The organism is Anaerovorax odorimutans DSM 5092 (assembly GCF_000426305.1).
In the GTDB taxonomy this organism is placed as follows: Bacteria; Bacillota; Clostridia; order Peptostreptococcales; family Anaerovoracaceae; genus Anaerovorax; species Anaerovorax odorimutans.
The window spans coordinates 1-24,191 of the sequence record NZ_AUFC01000025.1 but is presented as its reverse complement, the minus strand read 5'-3'; the positions used below and the strand labels follow the sequence as shown (position 1 = coordinate 24,191).

24 protein-coding genes and 2 pseudogenes are annotated in these 24,191 nt (G+C 29.4%); 18 read left to right on the top strand and 8 right to left on the bottom strand.

What is annotated here, in order from left to right; all coding sequences use genetic code 11:
• Positions 1-73: 73 nt before the first annotated feature.
• Positions 74-289 (top strand): HypC/HybG/HupF family hydrogenase formation chaperone, encoded by a 216-nt coding sequence (locus K292_RS0109800; protein ID WP_027399698.1) that lies wholly within the window; start codon positions 74-76, stop codon positions 287-289.
• Positions 290-328: 39 nt separating this feature from the next.
• Positions 329-1,387 carry a hydrogenase formation protein HypD gene (gene hypD / locus K292_RS0109795; protein WP_027399697.1) on the top strand — a complete coding sequence of 353 codons (1,059 nt, stop codon included), beginning with the start codon at positions 329-331 and terminating at the stop codon, positions 1,385-1,387.
• Positions 1,388-1,389: 2 nt separating this feature from the next.
• On the opposite strand, the gene K292_RS0109790 is transcribed toward hypD, so the two are convergent.
• Genes K292_RS0109790 through K292_RS0109780 form a run of 3 tightly spaced genes read right to left on the bottom strand, consistent with a single transcriptional unit; the run spans position 1,390 to position 3,271 of the window.
• Positions 1,390-2,199: a hypothetical protein gene (locus K292_RS0109790; protein ID WP_027399696.1), complete on the bottom strand. Its 810-nt coding sequence runs from the start codon at positions 2,197-2,199 to the stop codon at positions 1,390-1,392.
• Positions 2,193-2,900, bottom strand: coding sequence for an ABC transporter ATP-binding protein (locus K292_RS0109785; protein ID WP_027399695.1), 708 nt, complete (start codon positions 2,898-2,900; stop codon positions 2,193-2,195). The genes K292_RS0109790 and K292_RS0109785 overlap by 7 nt, the downstream gene beginning before the upstream one ends.
• Positions 2,897-3,271, bottom strand: coding sequence for a GntR family transcriptional regulator (locus K292_RS0109780; protein ID WP_027399694.1), 375 nt, complete (start codon positions 3,269-3,271; stop codon positions 2,897-2,899). Before K292_RS0109780 ends, K292_RS0109785 begins: the two co-directional genes overlap by 4 nt.
• A gap of 203 nt (positions 3,272-3,474) precedes the next feature.
• Here K292_RS0109780 and hypE point away from each other — a divergent pair, with 203 nt between their 5' ends.
• Complete coding sequence (gene hypE, locus K292_RS0109775; RefSeq protein ID WP_027399693.1) at positions 3,475-4,464, top strand: hydrogenase expression/formation protein HypE; 990 nt, start codon at positions 3,475-3,477, stop codon at positions 4,462-4,464.
• Positions 4,465-4,582: 118 nt separating this feature from the next.
• Complete coding sequence (locus tag K292_RS0109770) at positions 4,583-6,142, top strand: Na+/H+ antiporter NhaC family protein (protein WP_027399692.1); 1,560 nt, start codon at positions 4,583-4,585, stop codon at positions 6,140-6,142.
• 125 nt (positions 6,143-6,267) lie between these two features.
• Here K292_RS0109770 and K292_RS0109765 read toward each other — a convergent pair whose 3' ends face one another.
• Together K292_RS0109765 and K292_RS0109760 are read right to left on the bottom strand one after the other, a co-directional pair.
• Positions 6,268-6,831, bottom strand: coding sequence for a hypothetical protein (locus K292_RS0109765; RefSeq protein ID WP_027399691.1), 564 nt, complete (start codon positions 6,829-6,831; stop codon positions 6,268-6,270).
• A gap of 26 nt (positions 6,832-6,857) precedes the next feature.
• Complete coding sequence (locus K292_RS0109760) at positions 6,858-7,097, bottom strand: 4Fe-4S binding protein (protein ID WP_084145963.1); 240 nt, start codon at positions 7,095-7,097, stop codon at positions 6,858-6,860.
• Between the two features lie 574 nt (positions 7,098-7,671).
• On the opposite strand from K292_RS0109760, the gene K292_RS16690 reads away from it, so the two are divergent.
• Positions 7,672-8,295, top strand: a complete 624-nt coding sequence (locus tag K292_RS16690; RefSeq protein ID WP_051280605.1) for a glycosyl hydrolase family 18 protein — start codon at positions 7,672-7,674, stop codon at positions 8,293-8,295.
• 247 nt (positions 8,296-8,542) lie between these two features.
• Positions 8,543-8,689, top strand: a pseudogene (locus K292_RS19555) (hypothetical protein); the annotation flags it as partial.
• Positions 8,690-8,801: 112 nt separating this feature from the next.
• Here the strand turns inward: K292_RS19555 and K292_RS18635 are convergent.
• Entirely contained in the window at positions 8,802-9,020 is a 219-nt protein-coding gene (locus tag K292_RS18635; protein ID WP_156900514.1) for a hypothetical protein, read from the bottom strand.
• Between the two features lie 218 nt (positions 9,021-9,238).
• On the opposite strand from K292_RS18635, the gene K292_RS0109745 reads away from it, so the two are divergent.
• A complete protein-coding gene (locus tag K292_RS0109745; RefSeq protein ID WP_027399689.1) occupies positions 9,239-10,105 on the top strand; it encodes an NAD(P)/FAD-dependent oxidoreductase in 867 nt (288 codons plus the stop codon).
• Positions 10,106-10,295: 190 nt separating this feature from the next.
• On the opposite strand, the gene K292_RS0109740 is transcribed toward K292_RS0109745, so the two are convergent.
• On the bottom strand, positions 10,296-10,766 hold the full coding sequence (locus tag K292_RS0109740; RefSeq protein ID WP_027399688.1) for a metal-dependent transcriptional regulator: 471 nt from the start codon (positions 10,764-10,766) through the stop codon (positions 10,296-10,298).
• A gap of 138 nt (positions 10,767-10,904) precedes the next feature.
• Here K292_RS0109740 and K292_RS0109735 point away from each other — a divergent pair, with 138 nt between their 5' ends.
• The 11 genes from K292_RS0109735 (at position 10,905) to K292_RS0109685 (ending at position 23,848) form a co-directional block, all read left to right on the top strand.
• The gene (locus tag K292_RS0109735; RefSeq protein WP_027399687.1) at positions 10,905-11,141 is read left to right on the top strand and encodes a FeoA family protein; all 237 of its coding nucleotides are present in this window, start codon (positions 10,905-10,907) and stop codon (positions 11,139-11,141) included.
• A 52-nt stretch (positions 11,142-11,193) separates the two neighbouring features.
• Complete coding sequence (gene feoB / locus K292_RS0109730) at positions 11,194-13,344, top strand: ferrous iron transport protein B (RefSeq protein ID WP_027399686.1); 2,151 nt, start codon at positions 11,194-11,196, stop codon at positions 13,342-13,344.
• A gap of 213 nt (positions 13,345-13,557) precedes the next feature.
• The gene (locus tag K292_RS0109725) at positions 13,558-14,742 is read left to right on the top strand and encodes a YibE/F family protein (RefSeq protein WP_051280603.1); all 1,185 of its coding nucleotides are present in this window, start codon (positions 13,558-13,560) and stop codon (positions 14,740-14,742) included.
• A gap of 1 nt (position 14,743) precedes the next feature.
• Positions 14,744-15,550, top strand: a complete 807-nt coding sequence (locus tag K292_RS16685; RefSeq protein WP_051280600.1) for a YibE/F family protein — start codon at positions 14,744-14,746, stop codon at positions 15,548-15,550.
• A 207-nt stretch (positions 15,551-15,757) separates the two neighbouring features.
• Positions 15,758-16,858 carry a YibE/F family protein gene (locus K292_RS0109715; RefSeq protein WP_027399684.1) on the top strand — a complete coding sequence of 367 codons (1,101 nt, stop codon included), beginning with the start codon at positions 15,758-15,760 and terminating at the stop codon, positions 16,856-16,858.
• A gap of 236 nt (positions 16,859-17,094) precedes the next feature.
• Positions 17,095-18,669: a PAS domain-containing sensor histidine kinase gene (locus K292_RS16680; protein ID WP_051280598.1), complete on the top strand. Its 1,575-nt coding sequence runs from the start codon at positions 17,095-17,097 to the stop codon at positions 18,667-18,669.
• Between the two features lie 587 nt (positions 18,670-19,256).
• Positions 19,257-20,735: an APC family permease gene (locus K292_RS0109705; protein WP_027399683.1), complete on the top strand. Its 1,479-nt coding sequence runs from the start codon at positions 19,257-19,259 to the stop codon at positions 20,733-20,735.
• Positions 20,736-20,852: 117 nt separating this feature from the next.
• Positions 20,853-21,524, top strand: coding sequence for a hypothetical protein (locus K292_RS0109700; RefSeq protein WP_027399682.1), 672 nt, complete (start codon positions 20,853-20,855; stop codon positions 21,522-21,524).
• A 25-nt stretch (positions 21,525-21,549) separates the two neighbouring features.
• A complete protein-coding gene (locus K292_RS18630) occupies positions 21,550-21,696 on the top strand; it encodes a hypothetical protein (RefSeq protein ID WP_156900512.1) in 147 nt (48 codons plus the stop codon).
• 66 nt (positions 21,697-21,762) lie between these two features.
• Positions 21,763-23,373, top strand: coding sequence for a recombinase family protein (locus tag K292_RS0109690; RefSeq protein ID WP_027399681.1), 1,611 nt, complete (start codon positions 21,763-21,765; stop codon positions 23,371-23,373).
• A 58-nt stretch (positions 23,374-23,431) separates the two neighbouring features.
• On the top strand, positions 23,432-23,848 hold the full coding sequence (locus K292_RS0109685; protein WP_027399680.1) for a glycosyl hydrolase family 18 protein: 417 nt from the start codon (positions 23,432-23,434) through the stop codon (positions 23,846-23,848).
• Between the two features lie 207 nt (positions 23,849-24,055).
• Here the strand turns inward: K292_RS0109685 and K292_RS19635 are convergent.
• Positions 24,056-24,191, bottom strand: a pseudogene (locus K292_RS19635) (IS256 family transposase); the annotation flags it as partial.

Here is a 24,191-nt window from a genome sequence, read left to right as displayed (position 1 = left end):
ACTTTTGCAATAAATATTTCAATATGATAAAATATATTGTCAAATGTATATCAATAAAAAGGAGGATAATAAAATGTGTGTTGCAATGCCGGGAAAAATACTTTCTATAGATGGAAATAATGCTAAAGCTGATTTCAAAGGAAATATAGTAGATATTAATACAGGTATAGTGGATGCTAAAATAGGAGATTACGTTCTTGTTCATGCAGGATGTGCAATAGAAGTAATGGCAAAAGAAAAAGCACAAGACTTAATAGATTTATTTCAGGAATTGGAGGATATTGTATAGAATACTAAGTAAAATTAGTTGTTTTGTCAATTAAAATAGATGGATATAGAAGTAATAATAAAATATTTAAAAGAATACGATGGTCCGCAGTTAAAGCTAATGGAGGTTTGCGGTACCCATACATCAAGTATTTTTAAAAGTGGTATAAGAAGTCTTATTTCTCCTAAAATTAAATTAATATCGGGTCCTGGATGTCCTGTTTGTGTTACTCCTACTTCATATATTGATAAATGTATAGAATATGCCTTAAAACCTAATCATGTTATTGTTACATTTGGGGATATGATGAAAGTTCCAGGAGAAGATGGAAGTTTATCTCAAGTAAAGGGAGATGGGGCAAAAACAGAATTAATGTATTCTCCATTAGAAGTAGTGGAAAAAGCAAAGCTTAACCCTGATATTACGTATGTTATTGCTGCTGTAGGTTTTGAAACTACTGTTCCTGCATATGCACTAACTATAGAAGAGGCAGTAAAACAAGGGATAAAAAATATAAAAATTATTACTGCATTAAAAACGGTTATGCCTGCATTGGAATGGATTTGTACCCATGAAGAGGGTATTGATGGTTTTATATGCCCAGGTCATGTTAGTGTTATTATTGGAAGTGAAATTTATGAAGAACTTGCAGAGAAGTATAATAAACCTTTTGTTGTAGCAGGTTTTGAAGCAGAACATATTTTAGCAGTAATATATGATATTGTAAAACAGATAGAGCAGAAGAATAATACTGATAAAAATAGATGTGAAGTTCATAATTTATATACTAATGCAGTAAGGACAGAAGGAAATAAAAAAGCCCAAACCATAATCAATAAATATTTTAAGCCGGGACCTGCAATGTGGCGGGGTTTAGGCGTTATTGATGATTCGGGACTTTATTTAAAAGATGAATATTTATTATATGATGGCGGTAGTTTTGGGTTAGATAGTGATAAACAATTATCTCCAAAATGCCGTTGCGCAGAAGTTATTATTGGAAGAATAAATCCAAATGAATGTCCTATGTTCGGAGAATCCTGTGATCCTACAAATCCTTACGGTCCTTGCATGGTTTCTGCAGAAGGTGCTTGCGGCATATGGTATAGAAACACGTAACGCTAGTCTAGTTCAAGCTTATTATTTAAAATCCATATAATTCCGCATATATATGCTGTAATAATGACTAATCCGTATATAATACCAATACCTATAATGGCATTGAAAGTTTCTAAACTAAATACATTATTCTGTGAGGAGATTAATAAATCTAACCATTCTTTTGCATTGGGGGAGAAGATAACTATAACTTTTTCTATAATTTGCAGTATAAATGATTCAAGCCATGATAAAAAGAAATAAGATATAATTCCTATAACTATGCGAAAACGATTGAGCTGTTTTAAGTGTGCAATGGAGCATGCTAAAAACAGCTTTGCTATTTCTTTTACAGAAGATAATATTATTGCCAATGTTACTATAATTATAGAGAATAAACTTTTACTGCTGATAAGAGAAATTATTTTGTCGAAATTATTTATAAATTCAGAGAATACTTCAGGTGAACCTATTCCTATAAATATAATTAAACCTACAATTGATACAATTCCGGTTAAAACCATCCACATAGTACTTACTAATAATTTAGAAAAGACAATTTGAGTTGTTTTTACAGGAAGTGTCATTGTTAAATAGCCTTCTTTTGAGAATATATTTGTATTGAATATTTTAAATAAATTTACTATCATTATGGCAATTACAGAAATTATAATTGCAAAAGCAATAAAACCTGCTGCAAAATTGATTATTCCATTGCTGATATTATTTATAATTAAGGGAATTAATATTACTCCTAATAAGATTGCCAGATAAACTCCGGTAAAATCTCTCCAAGTGGATTTAATATCATATTTTATTAGTTTTGTTAACATTTAAATACCTCCCTGAATAATTCATCTATGGATTTTCCTTCTGACTCTCTAATATTGTCAATATCTCCTTGTAGAACAATTTCTCCATCTTTTAGAAATAAGACAGTGTCAAAGATTCTTTCAACATCTGATATAAGATGAGTAGACATTATTATAGTTGCATCTTCATTATAGTTTGTTAAGATGGTATCTAATATAAAATCTCTCGCTGCAGGATCTACACCCCCAATAGGTTCATCTAAAATATATAATTTTGCATTTCTTGACATTACTAAACATAGTTGGAATTTTTCTATCATTCCTTTTGACATACTTTTAATTTTTTGATTTTCATTAAGACCTAGTTTATGAAGCATATCAATACATTTTTTTTCATCAAAATCAGAATAAAAATCTTTAAACAATGAGATCATATCTGAAGGTGTCATCCATGAACTGAAATAAGAAGTATCAGGTAAATATGATACTAATGCTTTGGATTTTTCTCCGGGTTTATTTCCCTCTATAGCTACAGTTCCTTTATAGTCCTTGATTACCCCTGTAATAATTTTAATCAAGGTAGTTTTTCCGCTCCCGTTTGGACCTAACAAACCAATAATATGACCTGATTCTAATTGAAGATTTACATTTGATAAAGCAGTTTTATTTTTATATTTCTTAGTTAAATCAGTGATTTTAATTAATTCTTTTCCTTTTGTCATTTAGATACCCCTTCCTCTATTTTTTTCTGAAATAATTCCAAAGTTTCTTGAATAGAAAAACCTAGACTTGTCATTTTTTCAATAAATTGTTCAATAATTTCCTGTGCAATTTTTTCACGCATTTTATTAATAGACTCCTTATCTTTCGTTATATATCTTCCTGAAGTCCGTTCTGAATAAACAAGACCATCTCTTTCCAGTTCAGCTAAAGCTCTCTGCATGGTATTAGGATTTACTTCAAATTGAACAGCAAGATCTCTTACCGATTCAAGCTTAGAGCCAACTTTTAATTCCCCTGAGATGATTCTATGCTTGAATTGGTCAACCAATTGTAAATAAATTGGCATATTTGCCTGAAATTGATTTGCCATTATATATAAAACCTCCTTTTGTATTATTGTATTAACCGGTTAGTACAATAATACAATAATACAAAAAAATTAATTTGTCAATATATATTTTAAAGTATATTTTTTTGGAACATTTTAAAATCCATTGCATAATTATGAAAGGTTTTATATAATTAAATAGTATGTTTAATAAAAGAAGAACAAATCTTTGGGAGGAATTTATTTTGAAAATAAACATGTCACATGGTAGCGGAGGAAAAGCTTCTGCTGAATTAATGAAAGATATATTCGGAAAATATTTTTCTAATGATGTTTTGGACAAGATGGAAGATGCAGCTGTATTAGAGATAAACGGAAAAGTTGCGTACAGTACTGATTCCTTTGTGATAAAACCTGTCATTTTTAAAGGTGGTGACATTGGGAAATTAGCAATTTGCGGTACTGTAAACGATCTTTTAATGATGGGTGCAGAGCCTAAATATATTACTTGCGGTTTTATACTTGAAGAAGGTTTGCTTTTATCTGAATTAGAGACAATTGTAGAATCTATGTCAAAAATGGCAAAAGAAGCAGGGGTAAAAATAGTAGCAGGTGATACAAAGGTTATAGAAGGAAATGGAGGAATTTATATTAATACTTCCGGTATTGGTATTATCCCTGCTGACAGAGATATAAGTGCAGCAAATTGTGAGGTTGGTGATAAAATAATTCTTTCTGGAAATTTAGGAGAGCATCATGCTTGTATATTAAGCCATAGAATGGAGATTAACAATAATATTAAGAGTGATTGTTCTTGTCTTAAATCTATTCCCGAAAGTTTGTTTAATGATAGCATTAAGGTTAAAACTATGCGTGATGTTACAAGGGGAGGACTTGGTACAGTATTAAATGAGATAGCAGAATCATCAAAATGCATGATTGAAATTAGTGAAACTTCTCTGCCTATAAGTGACGAAGTAAGGGGTTTTTGTGATATCTTAGGGCTTGACCCTCTTTACATGGCCAATGAAGGTAAAATGATAATTGTTGTAAAAGATGAGGATACAGAAAAGGCATTGGCATTAATTAAAAATACACCTTACGGTAAAAATGCTGCTGTCATTGCAGAGGTAAAAGAAGGTAAAAAAGAAGGAATGGTAGTAATGCGTACCAGACTTGGCGGGAGTCGGGTAGTAGATGTTCTTTATGGAGAAGGTTTACCTAGGATATGTTAATTTTCTATATTTAATTAGATAAATAAAAAGTTATTATTAAGATGATTAATATTTGACTGTTTCAGTCAAATATTTAATTATATATTAAAATTTATTTTTATGAAGGAGAGTGTTTATTATGGATCCGGTTTATGTAGGTTGGCTGTCAATTTTACCACCTATTATCGCCATTGTACTAGCTTTGATTACAAAAGAGGTCATTTCATCATTGATAATCGGAATCTTTGTGGGAACTTTCACTTATTCATTTTGGACAGGTGGAGGGATTATGAAGGCTGTTGAAACTACTTTTGGACTTATGGGTTCAAAAATGGGAGATAATATAAATATTATATTATTTTTAGCATTATTAGGATCATTAGTTGTTTTGGTTACTATTGCAGGAGGTTCACAGGCGTATGGTATCTGGGCAACAACGAAAATTAAATCTAAAGCTCAGGCACAGCTTGCTACAGCTGCATTAGGAGTAATTATTTTTGTAGATGATTATTTTAATTGTTTGACTGTAGGTACGGTTATGAAGCCTGTTACTGACAAGTACAGAATTGCAAGAGCAAAACTTGCGTACATAATTGATTCTACAGCAGCACCTATTTGTATTATTGCACCTGTTTCCAGCTGGGCTGCGGCAGTAGGTTCAAATTTAAGCGAAGCAAAGGGTGTTTTCCAAAGTGATATTTTAGCTTTTGTTTCAACTATCCCGTACAATTTATATGCAATATTAACAATACTTATGGTTATCATTTTAGCTTCAACAAAAATCAGCTATGGACCAATGAAATCAGTTGAAAGAATTGCAGAATATGAAGGCGAGCTTGGAGAATTGCAGTCTCAGGCTGCGACAGATGTTAATATTTCATCGAAAGGTACAGTAAAAGATTTGTTAATTCCCATAATAGGATTGATTATTCTTTCAATATTAGCAATGATTTATACGGGCGGATATTTTTCCAATGAAGATGTAGGAATTGTTGCTGCATTTGGTGATTGTAATTCATCATTATCCCTTGTCTTTGGTGGGTTTGGAGCAATTATTATAGCATTTATATTGTTTGTTCCAAGAAAATTACTTACTTTCAAAGAATTTATGGAAGGCATTGGCGAAGGAATGAAAACAATGGTTCCTGCTATTATGATCTTAACTTTAGCATGGACTATCAGCGGTGTCTGCCGAAACCTTCTTATGACAGGAGAATATGTTGGAGATTTAGTACAGGCAAGTCATTTTCCAATGGCATTCTTGCCAGTTGTAATTTTCATAGTTGCATCATTTTTATCATTTTCAATGGGAACAGCATGGGGAACGTTTGGAATTTTAATTCCAATTGTTATTATTATATGTGAACCTGCTATGGCTACACATCCAAATCTTTTAACAGTAGCTTTGGCAGCAACTCTTGGTGGATCAGTATTTGGAGATCATTGCTCACCAATATCAGATACAACGATTTTATCATCAACAGGGGCAGCGTGTTCTCATATACAACACGTATCTACACAGATTCCGTATGCACTTACAGTTGCAGGTGCATGTATTATAGGTTATTTTGTTTCTGCTGTTACTGGACATCATGCATTTTTAACATTACTTTCAGGTATTATAGCATTAGTAGTGTTACTGTTTATTTTAAATAAATCGAATGTTGGGAAAAACAAAGAAGTTAATACAAAAGCTTAAAGATAATATTGATTTAAATTAAATAAAATAAATGCTTTAAAAGCGCCTTAAAAGTTAAAGATAAAAATTCAACTTTTAAGGCGCATTTTATTTGATTGATTATTTATATTAACTCTTTAAGATGACTAATTTCCCTTGGAGCCTTTTATATAGACATCGGAAATAGTTGCTATAGGACATACGGTACACCATGTTCGAGGTTTATATACTAACGATAGTATAAGCCCTAATATGGTTGTAGTCATCATCAGAGAGTAAAATCTATAGGATAGATGTAGAAGCCATGGAGCTACTTTAAAATGAAGTAACTGAGGTATGCCTTCAAGAGGGAATATTAATAGGAATTTTAGATAGTCTACAGGAATGGCTTTATCTAAAGAAACCATTATAGTAGACTTTATGATTATGGTTAAGCTTAAAACAAAATATGCTAATACAATCCACTTTATTTTACCCTTTACAAAAGACAATGGTACTTTTAAAGAATATTTACTTGTGACTTTTCCGCTGTTTGAATATAGACTTGCTCTTGGACAATAGCCTTGACACCAAGTTTTCTTTCTGTTTTTAAAAAGTAATATAATCGGTATTATCATGCATATCATACCTATAAGTGCAAAGTGTATGTTTATAATTCCTAGTACAAAGTATAAAATTGTTATTAAATATAAGTATTTATTGTTTTTCATTTATTGCTCCTTTTAACTGTTCTATTTTATTCTATAACTATAGCTCTCATTGGACAAAATTTCACACATTTACCGCATTTAATACATAAATCCATATCTACCTTAGGAGCTAAATATCCTTTTTGCGATAAAGCACCTACGGGACAAACCTTAACAGATGGACAAGAATGGTTTTGAGGACATCTTGCTTTTTTTATTAGTATATTTTTATTTTTCAAATCAGTATCTTTTATATTTTTATTAAAAGTTTTAAAAAAGTTATTCATAATTACACCCCTATTTTTTTAATTTAATTTAAATTTATTATAAGGTTTAATGGCAAAATAATCTGTGATAAAATCACAAATATTGTATATTTTTTGTCAAAATTCTATGTACTTAAACAATAGTAATATTTAGAAAAATTGTAGCAAATGAATAAAGGCATTATAATAATTATGGAAAAAGATTTTATGGATGGTTTTGATTACGCGAGACAGAACTTTTGTTAAATGTTATGGAATAGAAGATAAAACGTAAGCTATGACTGCATTTATAGAAAAACGTAAGCATAAGGAATATAAGGGGAAATAAATATAATTTTACCAAAAAACAATTTGATATTTTTTGAAACATTTTCACTAAATCTGTCGTCTAAATAATAGAGTATATGGGATAGAGATGGAGGATAAGATGAAATCAAGTAATACCTTAAAAATTATAATACATGTATTGGTATCAGTTGCTCTAATGTCAGCGACTGCATTTGCTGCGGCAGGTTATCCGTTATAATTCATGTAACTTAATTATTTTAGGAATATTTAATAAAACTTACTCATATCATTGTATAGGGGTGATTTTATGACTTGGGATAAGGTGCAAGCTACTCAAAAAAGGTCAATAATTGTAAATGGATATGCGTATCCGTTTATTAGCCAGGATGTATTGCAAAAATGGCTGCCCGATTTGACTTTTGTTTCTACATTTAGCTATGGAATAACACCTGAAGGCAAACTTATACCATTACAGGATGAATCTATAATAGCGCCGGCTTTAGAAAATGGAGTTCAGCCTCTTATGGTTCTTACTTCATTAAATGAAGAGGGAACTTTCAGCAGTGAACTTGTAAATGAATTATTACAGAATCCTGAGGCTGAAGCAGTTTTAATAGAAAATATTTTAAATAATATAAAAGCGAAAAATATGTATGGAATAGATTTTGACTTTGAATATGTTTTCCCTGAAAATAGAGATCAATATGTTGAACTTGTAGGGAAAACGGCAAGACGGCTAAATCCGGAGGGTTATATTGTATCTGTAGCACTTGCTCCGAAAACTTATACGGAACAAAAAGGTCTTCTTTATGAAGGTCATAATTACTTAGGTATGGGGCAGGTGGCAAATTTAGCTCTGCTTATGACTTATGAATGGGGGTATGCGTATGGACCTCTCATGGTAATGATAAAGCACCACAAATATAGATAAAATATAGTTGTATATCTGTAAGTCTAATAGTGTATTAAAATATACACTTTTTTTATTATATATTAATATCCTATTGTAATTTATGTAGTATAAGTGAATGTATATTAATTATACGAGTTTAGAATATCTAACAGCAAATTTGTGCAAATATAAATTTAAAATTATAAATTAGTTTTTTATTTAAAAAGCGCTCATCGAAATTCGATGAACGCTATATTTTTCTAATTCCAGCTTCCGTTTTTGTAAAGGTTTTCACAACTGTAAGGGTATCTGTATCTGCGCCTATGACATCTACAGCAACATCTACAATGACATCTACAATAACATCCGTAGCATTGGCAATAACAGTAAGGATAGAATGAAGAATTATTCATTTAAATACCTCCCTTCATAAAAAGGTAAGTATTTGATATAATATGTGAAAAATCGTTAATAAGTGACATTTTAAATAAATCATGCTTGGTATTTTGTATCATGACAGAATGATTACAATTATTAAACTAACGTTACTTCAAGGAAAAATTATTAATCTTGTTTGAAAGATTAAATAACGTGGTATAATAATTCCAATGATTGAGACAGTGTTGCTGTAAGGAAGGAATCATTGAATCATGTTTGGCAGCTTGTGTCATGATATAATAATTCCAATGATTGAGACAGCGTTGCTGTAAGGAAGGATTCATTGAATCATGCTTGGCAGCTTGTGTCATGTTAGAATGATTCAAGTGAATGAACCGACATGCTGTATAGATTAGATAATCGAAACATGTATTTTGGGTACTAAGCCTCATATATAACATGGCTTAAAAGATACAATTATTGTACATATCAAGGGCTTTATGTAATATAGTATAAATATTGATAATCTATTAAATGATTTATATTATATAATGAGAGAATAATAATTTATATTAGAATTATTTAAAATTGGAAAGGAGTAGAAATGTCAGAAGTTTTAATTATAGGTAATGGTCCTGCGGGAATTTCAGCAGCTCTATATACTGCTCGTGCAGGATTAAAGACTACAGTTATAGGAAAAGATACAGGTGCTTTAGCAAAAGCTGAAAAAATAGAAAATTACTTTGGTTTTGAAGAGCCTATATCGGGAGATAAACTTATTTCACAGGGAGTGGCACAAGCAAAGCGTCTTGGAGTAGAAATAATAAATGATGAAGTTGTAGGTCTTAATTATGACGGAAGTTTTCTGGTAAAGACAAGTAAAAATCAATATAGTGCTGACAGTGTTATTTTAGCAACAGGCTCATCTCGTACAATACCTCCGATTAAAGGTACATCAGATTATGAGGGGCGTGGTATAAGTTATTGTGCTGTTTGTGATGCTTTCTTTTACAGAGATCAGGATGTGGCGGTACTAGGTAATAGCAATTATGCTTTAAGTGAAGCAATTGAATTATTGCCTATAGTAAAATCTGTAACTCTTATTACAAATGGAAAGTCACCTGTTAAAAATATACCTGAAGGAATTAAAGTTATTACAAAAGAGATTGCATCATTTGAAGGAGAAGATGAACTTTTATCCAAGGTATGTTTTAAAGATGGTTCTTTTATAAATATTTCAGGAGTGTTTGTGGCTATTGGTGTAGCAGGAAGCAGTGATTTAGCTAAAAAATTAGGTGCAGAGACAAATGGAACAAAAATTGTAGTAGATGAGAATATGACTACTAATATTCCAGGTCTTTTTGCAGCCGGAGATTGTACAGGGGGTTTACTTCAAATTTCAAAAGCTGTATATGAAGGAGCTAAAGCAGGTACTGAAACAATTAAATTTATTAGAGAAAATAAGAAATAATTAAATTTAATAAAACGATAGAATAGTTATAAGCATAGATATATTGAAATAATCATATCTATGCTTATTTTTTATAAGGGAAATATTAAAAGAAAAAGTTGATTTGCAGAAATATATATTTTGAAACTGCAAATATGCACAAATATAAATATTTAATATATAATTTGAACTTATTAATATTTAATAACTATTAAAGTAATAAAGATTTATATTCCATGTATTTTTGTAACATATCCTTATTATCTTTAAAGAAATCAGATAAAATTTGTATATTTTTTACCGTATCATTTGTAATAACATGTTCAATTAGTTCTGTTTGAACTAAAGCATCTTTTTTAGAACCAATAATGGTTAAGAAATTTTCTATTATATTATGTCTTTGCAATAAATATTCTCCTAATTTTTTACCTTCATTAGTTAACGTAACTACTCCGTATTTTTGGTAATTTACCAGACCTAGATCTCCTAGTTTTTTTACCATTTTTGAAGCGGATGAATCTTTAACGTTGAGCAACTGTGCAAGGGTATTAATTCTGATATATGTTTCTTTTAAACTGTTTCTGTATATCATTTCCAAATAATCTTCAAGTGCAGGGGTAAGCATATTATTATTATTTCTTTGTAGTTCATATCCTCGCACAGTATGAAATGTATTATTCATGTAATCACCCCTTAATAAAATAAAAAAATTATTCTTTATATATTATATATACGAGTAACACTTGAAAAGTATTTATCATATTTTAGTGTTGGGAAAAATTTTTTCTCAATAGAAAATATTTTAGGAGGTAAATTTAAGATGAACAATTCAATTTTACTCAGTTCTTTATCCCATGGAAAAAAGTGCAGAGTAAAAAATTTAAATACAGAAGGACTATTACGAAGAAGATTATTAGATTTAGGTCTAATTGATGATACCGAAATAGAAGTGTTACAAAAAAGTCCATCAGGTGATCCGGTTGCTTATCTTGTCAGAGGTGCGGTAATAGCTCTTAGATCCGAAGTGACATCTATGATAGTAGTTGAAAAAGTTTAGATATTTATAAATTGAAAAATATATAAAAATTTGAAACAGGAGGAATTTATTAATGGGTTTGACCAATAAATCAACTGGTATTGGAGTCCTTGACAATGAGATTAAAATAAATAAATTGACACCTGATGATAAAATAATAGCGCTGGGAGGCAATCCTAATGTTGGAAAAAGTACTGTTTTTAACAATTTAACAGGGTTAAATCAACATACAGGTAATTGGCCGGGAAAGACTGTTGTAAATGCTCAGGGAGATTATTCTTATAAAAATAATAATTATATTTTAGTAGATATTCCCGGAACATATTCTTTAATGTCCAGCTCGGTAGAAGAAGAGGTAGCAAGAGATTTTATCTGCTTTGGAAATCCAGATACAACAGTAATTGTTGTCGATGCCACATGTTTAGAAAGAAACTTAAATCTTGTTTTACAAACCATTGAAATTACTTCAAAAGTAGTTTTATGTGTTAATCTAATGGATGAAGCAAAACGAAAAGGAATAGAAATAAATTTAACTAAATTGTCAAAGAAGCTAGGAATTCCTGTAGTAGGTACCAGTGCTATTAAATCAAAAAGTTTAGGAGAGTTAATGGAGGAAATTTATAAAGTTTCCCACAACAAAATTACATTAAATCCAATGAAAATTGAATATGAAAAGATGATAGAAGATGCTATAAATAAAATTGTAGAACCTTTAAAAGTATTATTTCAAGATAAGCTTGATCATAGATGGGTAGCTCTAAAACTTATTGAAGGAGATAAAAGTTTACTAAAATCCATAAGCGAATATATTAATTGCAGTTTGACAGAGGAAAAAAAACTTATGGAAAAAGTAGATGACGCAAGAGTTTTGCTAAAGGATGAAGGAATTGATGCTGAAAAGTTTCGTGATAAAATTGTTTCAAAGCTTGTTAAAACGGCAGAGGAAATAAGTAGAGATGTGGTATTTATTAAGAATAATAATTATAATTCTTTTGATAGGAAATTAGATAAATATTTGACCTCTAAAAAGTTCGGAATTCCAACGATGATTGCTCTTTTATTTGTAGTTTTTTGGATTACTATTACCGGAGCAAATATGCCTTCCCAAATTTTATCAGATGGACTGTTTTATATTGAAGACAAACTTACGGATTTGTTTGTTTGGTTAGATGCACCGAATTGGATTCATGGTTTATTGGTTTTAGGTATGTTTAGAACCCTTGCCTGGGTGGTTTCAGTAATGTTACCACCTATGGCTATCTTTTTCCCGCTGTTTACTTTACTTGAAGATTTAGGATATTTACCAAGAATCGCTTTTAACTTAGACAATTATTTTAAAAAAGCATGTACTTGCGGCAAACAGGCTCTAACCATGTGCATGGGGTTTGGATGTAATGCGGCAGGTATAATAGGATGCAGAATAATTGATTCACCGAGAGAAAGGCTGATTGCTATTATTACTAATAGTTTTACGCCTTGCAATGGAAGGTTCCCAACGCTTATAGCAATTATTACAATGTTTTTTGCAGGATTTTTTTCAGGACCTTTGCAATCGGTTTTCTCAACATTAATTCTTACAGGTGTAATTGTATTTAGTGTTATAATGACATTAAGCATATCTAGAATTTTATCAAAGACAATATTAAAGGGAATTCCTTCTAATTTTACCTTGGAATTACCTCCATACAGAAAGCCTAAAATCGGTGAAGTAATTGTAAGGTCAATATTTGACAGAACTTTATTTGTCCTTGGGCGCGCAGTTGTTGTAGCAGCGCCGGTAGGCTTGATTATTTGGTCAATGGCGAATATCTATGTAGATAATATAAGTATCTTGACTCATTGCGCTAATTTTTTAAATCCTTTCGCAAAACTTATTGGATTGGATGGATATATTCTAATGGCATTTATTTTAGGTTTCCCGGCAAATGAAATAGTTGTTCCTATAATAATAATGAGTTATATGGCTACAGGAAGTATGGTTGAATTAGATAGTTTGGATCAGTTAAGAACTTTACTCGTATCCAATGGATGGACTTGGTTGACTGCTGTATGTGTAATGCTGTTTTCATTGATGCATTGGCCTTGTGCAACTACATGTTTAACTATAAAAAAAGAAACGTTAAGCTTTAAATGGACTTTAATTTCTTTTTTATTACCAGCAGCTACGGGGATTGTAATATGTTTCATAGTTACTCAAGTATCAAAAATTTTTGGTTTAATATAATAATTAATTTTAAAGAATTTCACAGTGCGGAGGAATTAAATATCTTTTGCACTGTTTTATTTATTGTAGTAAATTAAGTGAATAAATTGACAATACTAGTAAGCAGAAAACCTTTTATTTAATTTTGTAAAGGGCTTTTATTTATTGTAAAAAATATATATAATTATATGCTGTAATAATTAAAATATAATTGAATCTTTATAAGGAGTTATTTTGAAATATATAAATAAGATTAAAAATTTAAAAGATATTTTTATAATCAAAGTTAAAAACTATAAATCTGATAAATTAAGATTAATAATAAGTAACAATAAGAGATATTTATTATTTAATTTTATTATTCTCATATTGATGATTATTGGTACAAGCATAGTATTTAATAATTATAATTGGTATGATACAACCATAGTTAAAATTGATAATGTCGAAAATACTTTTGATCATGAAGTAAAAGGTAATAGAGGTGAAACGGAAAAATATTATAATCAGGAACTGATGGGAACCATATTGAATGGAAAATTAGAGGGAAAAACAGTTTATATGAAAAATCAATATACTTTTTCCGGAGTTTATGATGATGAGTATAAAGCCGGGGATGAAGTTTTTATTACGTTAAATAATAAAAATAATGATAAACTTGTGGGATCCATTTCAGGGTTAAAACGTGATAAATATATGGCTGTTCTTTTTACTGCGTTTTTTATGTTAATAGTATTAGTTATAAATAAAAGAGGTTTGTTAACAATTATTTCTTTAATAATTAATATAGGTATTTTTTTGTATGCTATTCATTTATATATCATGGGAAAAAACATATTGTCTCTTAGCATTGTAATGGTTATAGTTTTTACATGTCTTTCTTTAATTTTAATCAGTGGACTTAATAAAAAAACCTTTGCAGCTATAATATCCACTCTAATTTCAATTTGCTTTACTATGCTTATTTTTAAAATTGTAATGGCATATACAGGGGTAGACTATGCATTTATGGAATATTTGGTAAATCCTAATGATCTGCCTGAAATTTTTATGTCTCAAATTTTACTTGGAGGTCTTGGAGCGACTATGGATGTTTCTATTACAATGTCATCAACTATTAGTGAATTGATTAATAAGAATAATGACATCTCTGCAAATAGCTTATTTAAATCAGGTCGTGAGGTAGGACATGATATTATGGGAACTATGATTAATGTTATGATGTTTACATATATATGCGGAACTATTCCCATAATTGTTTTAAAAATGAAAAATGATATAAGTTTGACTACAATAATTATGAGACATATACCGTTTGAATTATATAGATTTCTCATTGGAAGTATTGGAATACTGTTATCTATACCGATTTCTTTACTTATATCAATTATTTTATTTAAAAAATTAAGGAGATTTTAGTATGATTAAAATATTAGCTATTATTTTAGTAATTTTATTATTGGTAATTGGTGGTGAACGCGGAGCGGCTACTCTTGTTTCATTATTTTGGAATATTCTTATTCTTACGGTTTCTATATTTGTTATGGGATGGGGAATAAATCCTATAATTGTAACAGCTGTTAGTTCTGTTTTAATAAGTAACAGTACCTTGTTTTACCAAAATGGGAAAAATGTTAAAACAATAGCATCATTCTGGTCAGTTCTTATAGTTATTCTCCTCTTGTTTATTGTTATATATAAAATGTGTTATTCCGCAAATCTAAGAGGTTTAAATGAAATTATACAAAATGAAGATGAAGTATTTGGATTTTCTTTAGATATAAATATTAATATGGCTAAGATAGCAATTTCAATGATTATTATTGGATTGATCGGAGCTGCAATAGATTCCGCTATAGCCGTATCGTCGGCAGTTTATGAGGTGTATAAGAACAATAGACATTTAAATGTAAAAGAATTGTTTGCTTCAGGAATTGCTATAGGCAGAGATATTTTAGGGACAATGGTTAATACTTTGTATTTTGCTTATATAGGTGAATCTTTAATGTTATTTCTCCTGTTCAAAAATTTTAATTATTCTATACTAGAAATGATTAATTCAAAAGCTTTTTTTCAAGGTTTTGCAAGTATTATCTTTAGTGGTATAGGTTGTGTTGTAATCATTCCAATAACGGCAATAATAACCTCTTATTTGCTTAAAAATCCCCAAAAATTTAAAAGGCTTTTAGATGAAGATGAACTGTTTAAGGAACAAGAACTAAATTAGATAATTATAGAAATTAAAGGGGATAGCCATAAGAGATGATACATATTTTAACCTTAGATAGTAAGGTTAAAATTATTGTTTGTATTTATTATTTGACAAAGAGTAAATAAAACTAAAATTTTGTAAAAATCACAATAAGTAAATAATAATTTTATATTTATATTTACTTGAAATCATTCATAGAATTTATTTAAAGGGGTGATTTTAGTGATAAAGAAATTTTATTTTATTATTGTATTTATAATACTATTTTCAAATATAGCATTTGCAGAAGAATCAGCGGACTCTTTTGTACAAGCTGAAGTAATTGAAATGGTTCAGTCTCATACTGAAGAAACAAATAATCAAATCGTTAAATTAAGAATTCTTGAAGGCAAATATAAAGGACAAGAAATATATGTAGAATCATTATATATAGAATATAGCGAATATAGTTTTGATTTACATAAAGGAAGCAAAGTTCTTTTAAAATTAAGCAAGAATGAAAAAGGTGAAATTGAACCGTATATTTTTAATATATCCAGAGAAGATGATTTAAAAATATTAGGTATAATATTTTTAGCAGCAGTTGTTATATTTGGAAGAACGAGAGGTTTTTTATCTGTAACTTCTTTAGGAGTTTCAGGATTTATTATAATTAAATTTATGATACCTTTTATACAAAAAGGGTACAATCCTATCTTCATAGCCATTCTTTCGAGTATAGCAATTATTTTAATAAGTTTTATACTTATAGCAGGGTTTACAACTAAGAGTTTTGTCGCTATTTTAGGAACGGTGGGTGGCACTGTTATAGCAGGTTTACTTGCTCAGATTTTTACAAATATATGCTCTATTACCGGTTTTTCAGGAGAAGAGGTAAATTATTTAATTAACAATTTAGGGGTAGAAATAGATTATAAAGGCCTTTATCTGAGCGGCGTTCTTATTGGTTCTATTGGTGTAGTAATGGATGTTGCAATGACCATTACTTCAGTAATCTTTGAATTGAAAAAACAATCTCATAACGTAAGTTTTTCCAAGTTAATGAACTCAGGCCTGCAAGTTGGAAAAGATGTAATGGCAACTATGGTAAATACTCTTATATTAGCTTATATAGGAGGTGCAATGCCTTTATTTCTTATTATTATAAATTATAATATGCCATTTAATCAAATTATGAGTATGGAAATTGTATCCATGGAAATAATTCGTTCTCTCTGCGGAAGCATAGGCCTAATTTTAACAATTCCTTTAACATCTTTTATTGCCAGCATGTTAGTAAATTTTAATAAAAGAAGCAGAATGTATGGATTAAAAAAATCTTAATTCAGTTTAATTAATCAAATAAAAGATTATCAATTCCTTATTTATTGAGAAATTAATACAAATTTAATAAAAAATTGACTTATAGAATATCAAAATAGATAATTTATGTTTTGATATTCTATATTTATGTAATAGTAATGGGGTTTTTGTCGAATAATGCTTTTAATGATTGTAGAAATAGAGTACAAATTGTAGTAATATATAGCAGGATAATTATTTTCAAATGGGGGATTATAATGAAAAAGTTTTATATGTTTTATATTTTGGTATTGAGTATTTATTTAATACCTACGGTACATGAATTTTATAAGGAGCTTACCGGCTTATTTTTAATTATGTTGTGCAGTGTAAAAATTAGTAAAAAATGTGGCTTATATACAGCGTTGCTGATAATTATATTTAAAGTATACAGTTTCTTTATAAATAGTGATTATGATATACATACTGTAATGGGATGTATTATCAGTTCATTGTTAGGGTTTTTATTAGTGTTTTATTTAGGAACATCAGCAGATAAATTAAAAAATAAAAATAATGAATTACATAAAGAAATCAGAAGAAGAATTAATATAGAAAAAGAGCTCAATGATAAAATCTCTTTATTACAAGGCCTGATGGATACAATTCCTAATCCTATTTGTTTTAAAGATTTAAACTGCAATTATATAGGTTGTAATTATGCATTTGCTCAAAACTATGGTATGACAGAAAATGATTTAATTGGAAAAGGTGTATACGAAATATTTGATGCAGAACAAGCAGAAATGCATGATAAAAAGGATAAGGAACTACTAAAAAATAAGGGTAAACAAGCTTATGAAATAGTTTCTAAATATGCTGACGGTAGTTTAAGAAATATTATTTTAAATAAAACATTGTTTAAAAATCAATATGGAAAGCCAGTAGGAGTTGTAGGGGTTTTAACTGATATTACAGATCAAAAAGAAAGAGAAAAGTTAAAGAAAAATATTGAGGAAGAACAGCGTATTATTGAAGAAATGTTAAGGTATGACAGAATTAAAACAGAATTCTTTTCAAATATTTCTCATGAATTGAGAACTCCTATAAATGTAATTTTAGGGGCGGTTCAACTTATGGAGAAATATAATCAAGATAATAAATATAATTTAAATCCAAGTAAAATAATAATGAATGTGGATCGTATAAAACTAAACAGCTTAAGATTATTGAGATTAGTAAATAACCTTATTGATATTACAGAAATTGATTCAAATTCTTTTAAAATTGATTTAAAAAACTGGGATATAGTAAATCTTGTTGAAAATATTACATTATCTGTTTCTGAATATGTAAATGATAAGGGGATTAAGCTAGAATTTGATACAAATGTGGAAGAAAAGATATTAGCTTGTGATGCTGACAATATTGAAAGGATAATGTTAAATTTGTTATCAAATGCTATTAAATATACAAAAAAGGATGGTAGTATATATGTTAATCTTTATGACAAGGGTAGTTATGTATGTATTAAAGTAAAAGATACAGGTGTTGGAATTCCTGAGGGTAAACAAAACGAAATTTTCCAAAAGTTTTGCAAAATAAATCCTATTTTTACCAGACCACATGAAGGAAGTGGAATAGGATTAAGTATAGTAAAATCATTGGTAAAATTACATGGAGGTAAAATTAATGTTGAAAGTCAAGTAGGAGTAGGAAGTACTTTTACTATTTATTTACCTAGCAGAACCATAAAAGAGGACAAGTTAAACAGAAGAGAAGTATTAGAAAAACAATCTAAGATTGAAAAGATTCAATTGGAATTTTCTGATATTTATTATGCCAGTGCATAATTTCTCTTATTCATAATATTGTAATATAATGCAAGTTTTAAACAAGTAATGAAAACCTTAAATCTAGGGCTATAAGTCTAGAAAAGATAACTGTATTACAAAGCTTAGATTTGGGTAGTAAATTAAAGATTCCATGTCTAGCTGAAAAAACATACAAAAATCCAATTAAATATAAAAATAAAAACTCTTTAATAAAAAAACTTGTTTAAATTAAGTAAAACTAGCTAAACTAAAGATGTTTTCTTATAGCACATAATTAAATTAAGCATGAAATATTTGGAGATTTTGTTAAAATTAATTAAAATTTTTTAGAAATGATTGACAATTATTTCTGAAAATTCTAAAATATAAGTAACTCCGTAACGTAATTTTTAAACAAAAGAAGTTTTTTATTTAATTTTATTACTGATTGGGAATATATTAAAACCAAAGTAATATGAATAAAATAAAGTGATTAAAGGGAGGGAAGATGTTATGTTGAAACATACAAATAATATGCTGAATTTCCCATAGAAACGTTATTAATTTATTATAACCTTTATCAATTAAATGAAGCTTTGTTTAATAAATATGGGAGGAATTATAAAATGAAAGAAGAAAATATACAACGTGAGAGCTTAAGCAAAGTATTATGTCGTAGGGATGTACTGGCACTTGCTTTTGGAACAATGGTAGGCTGGGGCTGGGTTATGCTTACTGCCGGCTGGGTTAGCAGTGCCGGCGTTTTAGGTGCCATTGTGGCCTTTTTAATAGCAGCTGTCCTTTGCTTATTTGTGGGTGCTACATATGCAGAATTGACGCCTGCTTTACCTCTTGCAGGAGGTGAGCTTGTTTTTGCTTACAGAGGATTAGGATTTTTCTGGTCTTGGTTCACAGCATGGGCGATTTGTTTGGCATATATAGGAGTTGCAGCATGGGAAGGTATTGCAATTTCTACCGCTATTAATTATATTATTCCTTTTCCGCAGGCTATACCATTATGGACTATTAACGGCAGCACAGTATACTTAACATGGTCAATTGTAGGTATTATAGGTGCAGCAATTCTTATGATTATTAATATAATAGGTATTAAACAATCTGCAATTTTCCAAACTGTGGGAACTGTAGGAATAGTATTATCAGGAATTGTGTTTATAACTGGTGGAAGTATTTTTGGCAGTGGGTCAAATTTAGACCCGCTTTTTACAGGGATAGCAGAAGGAATAGGACCTTGGGCAGGAATTATAGCAGTAATGCTCATGGCTCCATCAATGTTTGTGGGATTTGATGTAATTCCGCAGTCAGCAGAAGAGATGAATATTCCGCATAAGCAAATTGCGGGAGTAGTATTTACTTCAATACTCATGGGAGCAGCTTGGTATATTTTAATGATACTTGCAGCATCTTTGTCAGCTCCTGAATCGGTCAGAGAAAGTTTCTCTGAAAGTGTACCTGTTGCAGAGATAACGGCATATGCTTTTGGTTCACCTGTATGGGGTAAAATTATGATTATTGGAGCACTTTGTGGTATAATTACTAGTTGGAATGGATTCTTTATAGGAGCATCCAGAGTAATTTTTTCAATGGGAAGAGCAAAGATGTTACCAGCAATATTTGGTAAAGTAAACGCTAAACATCAAACTCCTACTGCTGCAGTAGTTTTAACCGGAATTATATGTATGGTATCTCCATTACTTGGAAGAAATGCACTTGTTTGGTTTGTTGATACGGCATCGTTTGGTACTGTTATTGCATATCTTATGGTATCAATATCATTTATAGCTATTCGTAGAAAAGAACCTGAACTTAATCGACCATATAATAATAAATACCCTAAAGTCGTTGGATTTTGTGCCGTAGTTGTTGCACTATTCTTTATTTGTTTATACTTGCCGTTTGGACCAGGATCATTAGTATGGCCTTATGAATGGATGTTTGTATTATTCTGGATTATATTGGGAGTTATATTAGCTATAGCTGCGAAAGCATCAATAGGACCTGTTTCCAAGGCTGAAAGAGAATATTTGATTTTTGGTAAGGAATATGCCAGAAAGGATATTATTAAAGACTTAAATGAGGGATAACTTATAAAAATAATTATATATACTAACGAAAAAAATATCAAGTATTATACAGTTTTAATAATAGTATAGTGCTTGATATTTTATATTATAATCCTATATTGAGAATGGGAGAATATGATGATAAGTAAAGGGAAGGCATTTTTTGTTGTTTTATTGGCATTATTTTTTTCTGGTATATCCATATTAACTATAGATTGTACTAAAAATGAAAATATAGATGTCATTTTTACAGAAGATTATTATAAAATTATAAAAGAGATTACTTATGCTTCAGAGAAAATGAAAACTTTAGATAATGGGTTAATTCAAATGGATAATTATGTAGGAATTAAAGATGATAAAGGAATATGGAGCTTTGAACAATATGAAAGTCAAACAGTATTTAAAAAAACAAAAAACGGATGGGATTATAGAGTGGAGGATATAGATGGTAATGTAGGTGTTAAAAAGCAAGGCGAAAAATTTTATAATCTAGGTTTAAATGGATGGGTATTATCGTTTAAAGGCGATAAATATTCACAGCCTTATGCTTTTGAAAGATTAAAATTTAATTGCAGTAAAAAAATATCTGAAAATATTGATCGTATAAGAATACATAGAAAGATTAAAGAAACTGAATATTCATTGATTTTAAATACTTATAAAAATAACAAATCAAGAATAAACTATGTTATTGATAATAAAGGCTTTTTAGTGGAAATTACCTGTTACCGTGAAATTAATAGTCACAATTTATTAAAAACAACAACTCAATTGCTTAAATATAATTCAGAAGAAATAATGATTTAATAATATAAAAAAGGGGTGAACTGTTTTGAAGAATCGAGAGGCAGAGAAGACTTACTTCAATATTTTTGACAAAGTGGAATTTGAAAATATAATAAAGCTGGGTATAATATCTCAATTATACTTTGATGAAGTCTTAACTTACCAGCAGTATTCAAAATTACTTGAAAAATAGATTGAAAATTTAACTTTGTTTATCCATTTACTAAAAGCTGATATAGTGTAGGGGGGACTAAAATTTATGCTTAAAGTTGCGGCTTATTGCAGAGTATCTACAGATAATGAAGATCAAATAAATTCCCTGGATAGTCAGGTAATATATTTTACAGATTACATAAATAATAATAAGGATTGGAGTTTAGTTAAGGTATACGCTGATGAAGGGATAACCGGAACCAATATACGAAAAAGAGAAGAATTTAGAAATATGCTTGATCAAGCTTATAATGGTAAAATTGATTTAATCGTAACAAAGGAAGTTTCAAGATTCGCTAGAAATACAGTTGATGCACTGAATTTTACAAGGAAGCTAAAATCTGTAGGTGTTGGAGTTATATTTATAAATGATAATATTGATACAAGAGATACGGATGGAGAATTCAGACTTACAATTATGGCTTCTGTTGCACAGGAAGAAAGCCGCAAAACTTCTGAACGTGTAAAGTGGGGAATGAAGCGTAAAATGGAGCAAGGTTATGTTTTCGTCAACTCAGTATTTGGTTATGATGCAGAAAAAGGTAAGCTTTTAATAAATGAAGAAGAAGCAAAGACTGTTAGAATGATATTTAATAAATTTGTATATGAAGGTAAGGGTGCTTATACTATTTCAAAAGAAATGATATTAGATAAAATTCCCGTAAGTAAAAGAATAACACGTTGGAGCCCAACGGCAATTACACGAATTTTAAAAAATGAAAAGTATGCAGGTGATCTGTTACAAAAGAAAACTTATACTCCGGATTTTCTTGAACATAAATCGGTAAAAAATAATGGATATGAAGATAAAATTTTTATCCCCAATCATCATGAACCTATTATAGACAGAGAAACTTGGAATTTGGCAAAGGAACAATTTGAAAAAAGAACAAAATTAAAGGAAACTAAATCCAGGTATTCATCTGTATATTGGTGTTCTGGTAAGATTTTTTGTGGCATATGCGGAAGCAGTTGTATAGTAAAAGCTAAGACTTTAAAGAATGAAAAATATATAGCTTGGAGATGTAAAGAAGCTGCGGTATATGGAAAGACTATAAAGGATGTTAATGATAATTTAGTAGGATGTACAAATGGTCAAATAAATATGAAAGCTTTAAATTCTTGTATACAGTTTGCATTTAAGCGGATTATTTTTAATAAACAAGCAATTCTTACTAAATTATTTAAAGAAATTAATAAAACAAATAATGATGTAGAGAGTAGCAATGAATTACAAAAATGGATGGACAAATTAAAAAATAAAAAAGATAAAATTTTACAAATTTATTTAGAGGATGTTATAACAAAAGAAGAAATGCTTCAAATGAGAGAGAAAATAGATAAAGAAATTGAAGCGTTAAATACTAAAATAGATGAAATTAAGAATAAAAATAATTGCGAAAACAACCATGCAAGTGATATGGAAAATATTAAAGATAAAATCAAGTCTATTTTAGACCAAGATACTATAACAACCGAAATATATAGACAAATAGTTGATCATATTGTTTTATATCCAACACATGATTTGGAAATTTATTTTAAATATGTGTCAGAGCCTATATCTATACATTATATCACTAAGGGAAAAGGTGAAAACTATAAAACTATATGCTGGATTAATAAAGAAAATCATATGCTGAATTTAACACAATAAGTTATCCTATTGTATCAAAATTTATTAAAATAGTATTACTATTACTTTCAGACCTCCTATGGCAGTTGCACCAATTAATAAGGTTAGAGAGGTATTAGATTATGGTGTAACTCAAATTCCTCCTGAAAAGATATTAATGGGTATTCCTAATTATGGGTACGATTGGACACTCCCCTTTATACAAGGAGAATCTGTAGCCGAAAATATATCTAATGTTGAGGCAATTCTAAGAGCAGAGAGAGTAGGAGCAGAAATAAAATTTGATGAAGTGGCTCAAGCTCCCTATTATGAGTATTATGACACAGAAGGTAGACAGCATATTGTTTGGTTTGAAAATGACAGAAGTATACGTGCCAAATTAGATTTAGTGAATGAATATGGTTTAGCAGGTGTAAGTTATTGGAGCATAATGAATTATTTCCCTGCAAATTCAGTAATCCTTAATTCCCTCTATGACATATCAAAGGTGGAATAAATATTTTAATATAAAAAGAAGTAAGATTTATCGTAAAAATTACTGAGTGTATGAAAAAAAGTCTGTAAATTAACTTTCTATGATAAGATTTTAAATGTGGTCGGCTCATTTGAGCTGACCTTAACTGTTTTCAATATATTAAATTTTTCTAAGCATGTCAAGAACATCTTTAATAAAGATGTAATTTATTACCATATTTTGCTGCTTTTAAAATTGGAATCTTTCCTCGTACATAATTGAAAATTCACCATATACCTTACCCCAGTTTTTAAGTGGCTGGCTCCATTTTTTTGTGGCTTGAAGTGTAGCAAGATAAAGGGACTTTAAAAGTGCCTTATCATTT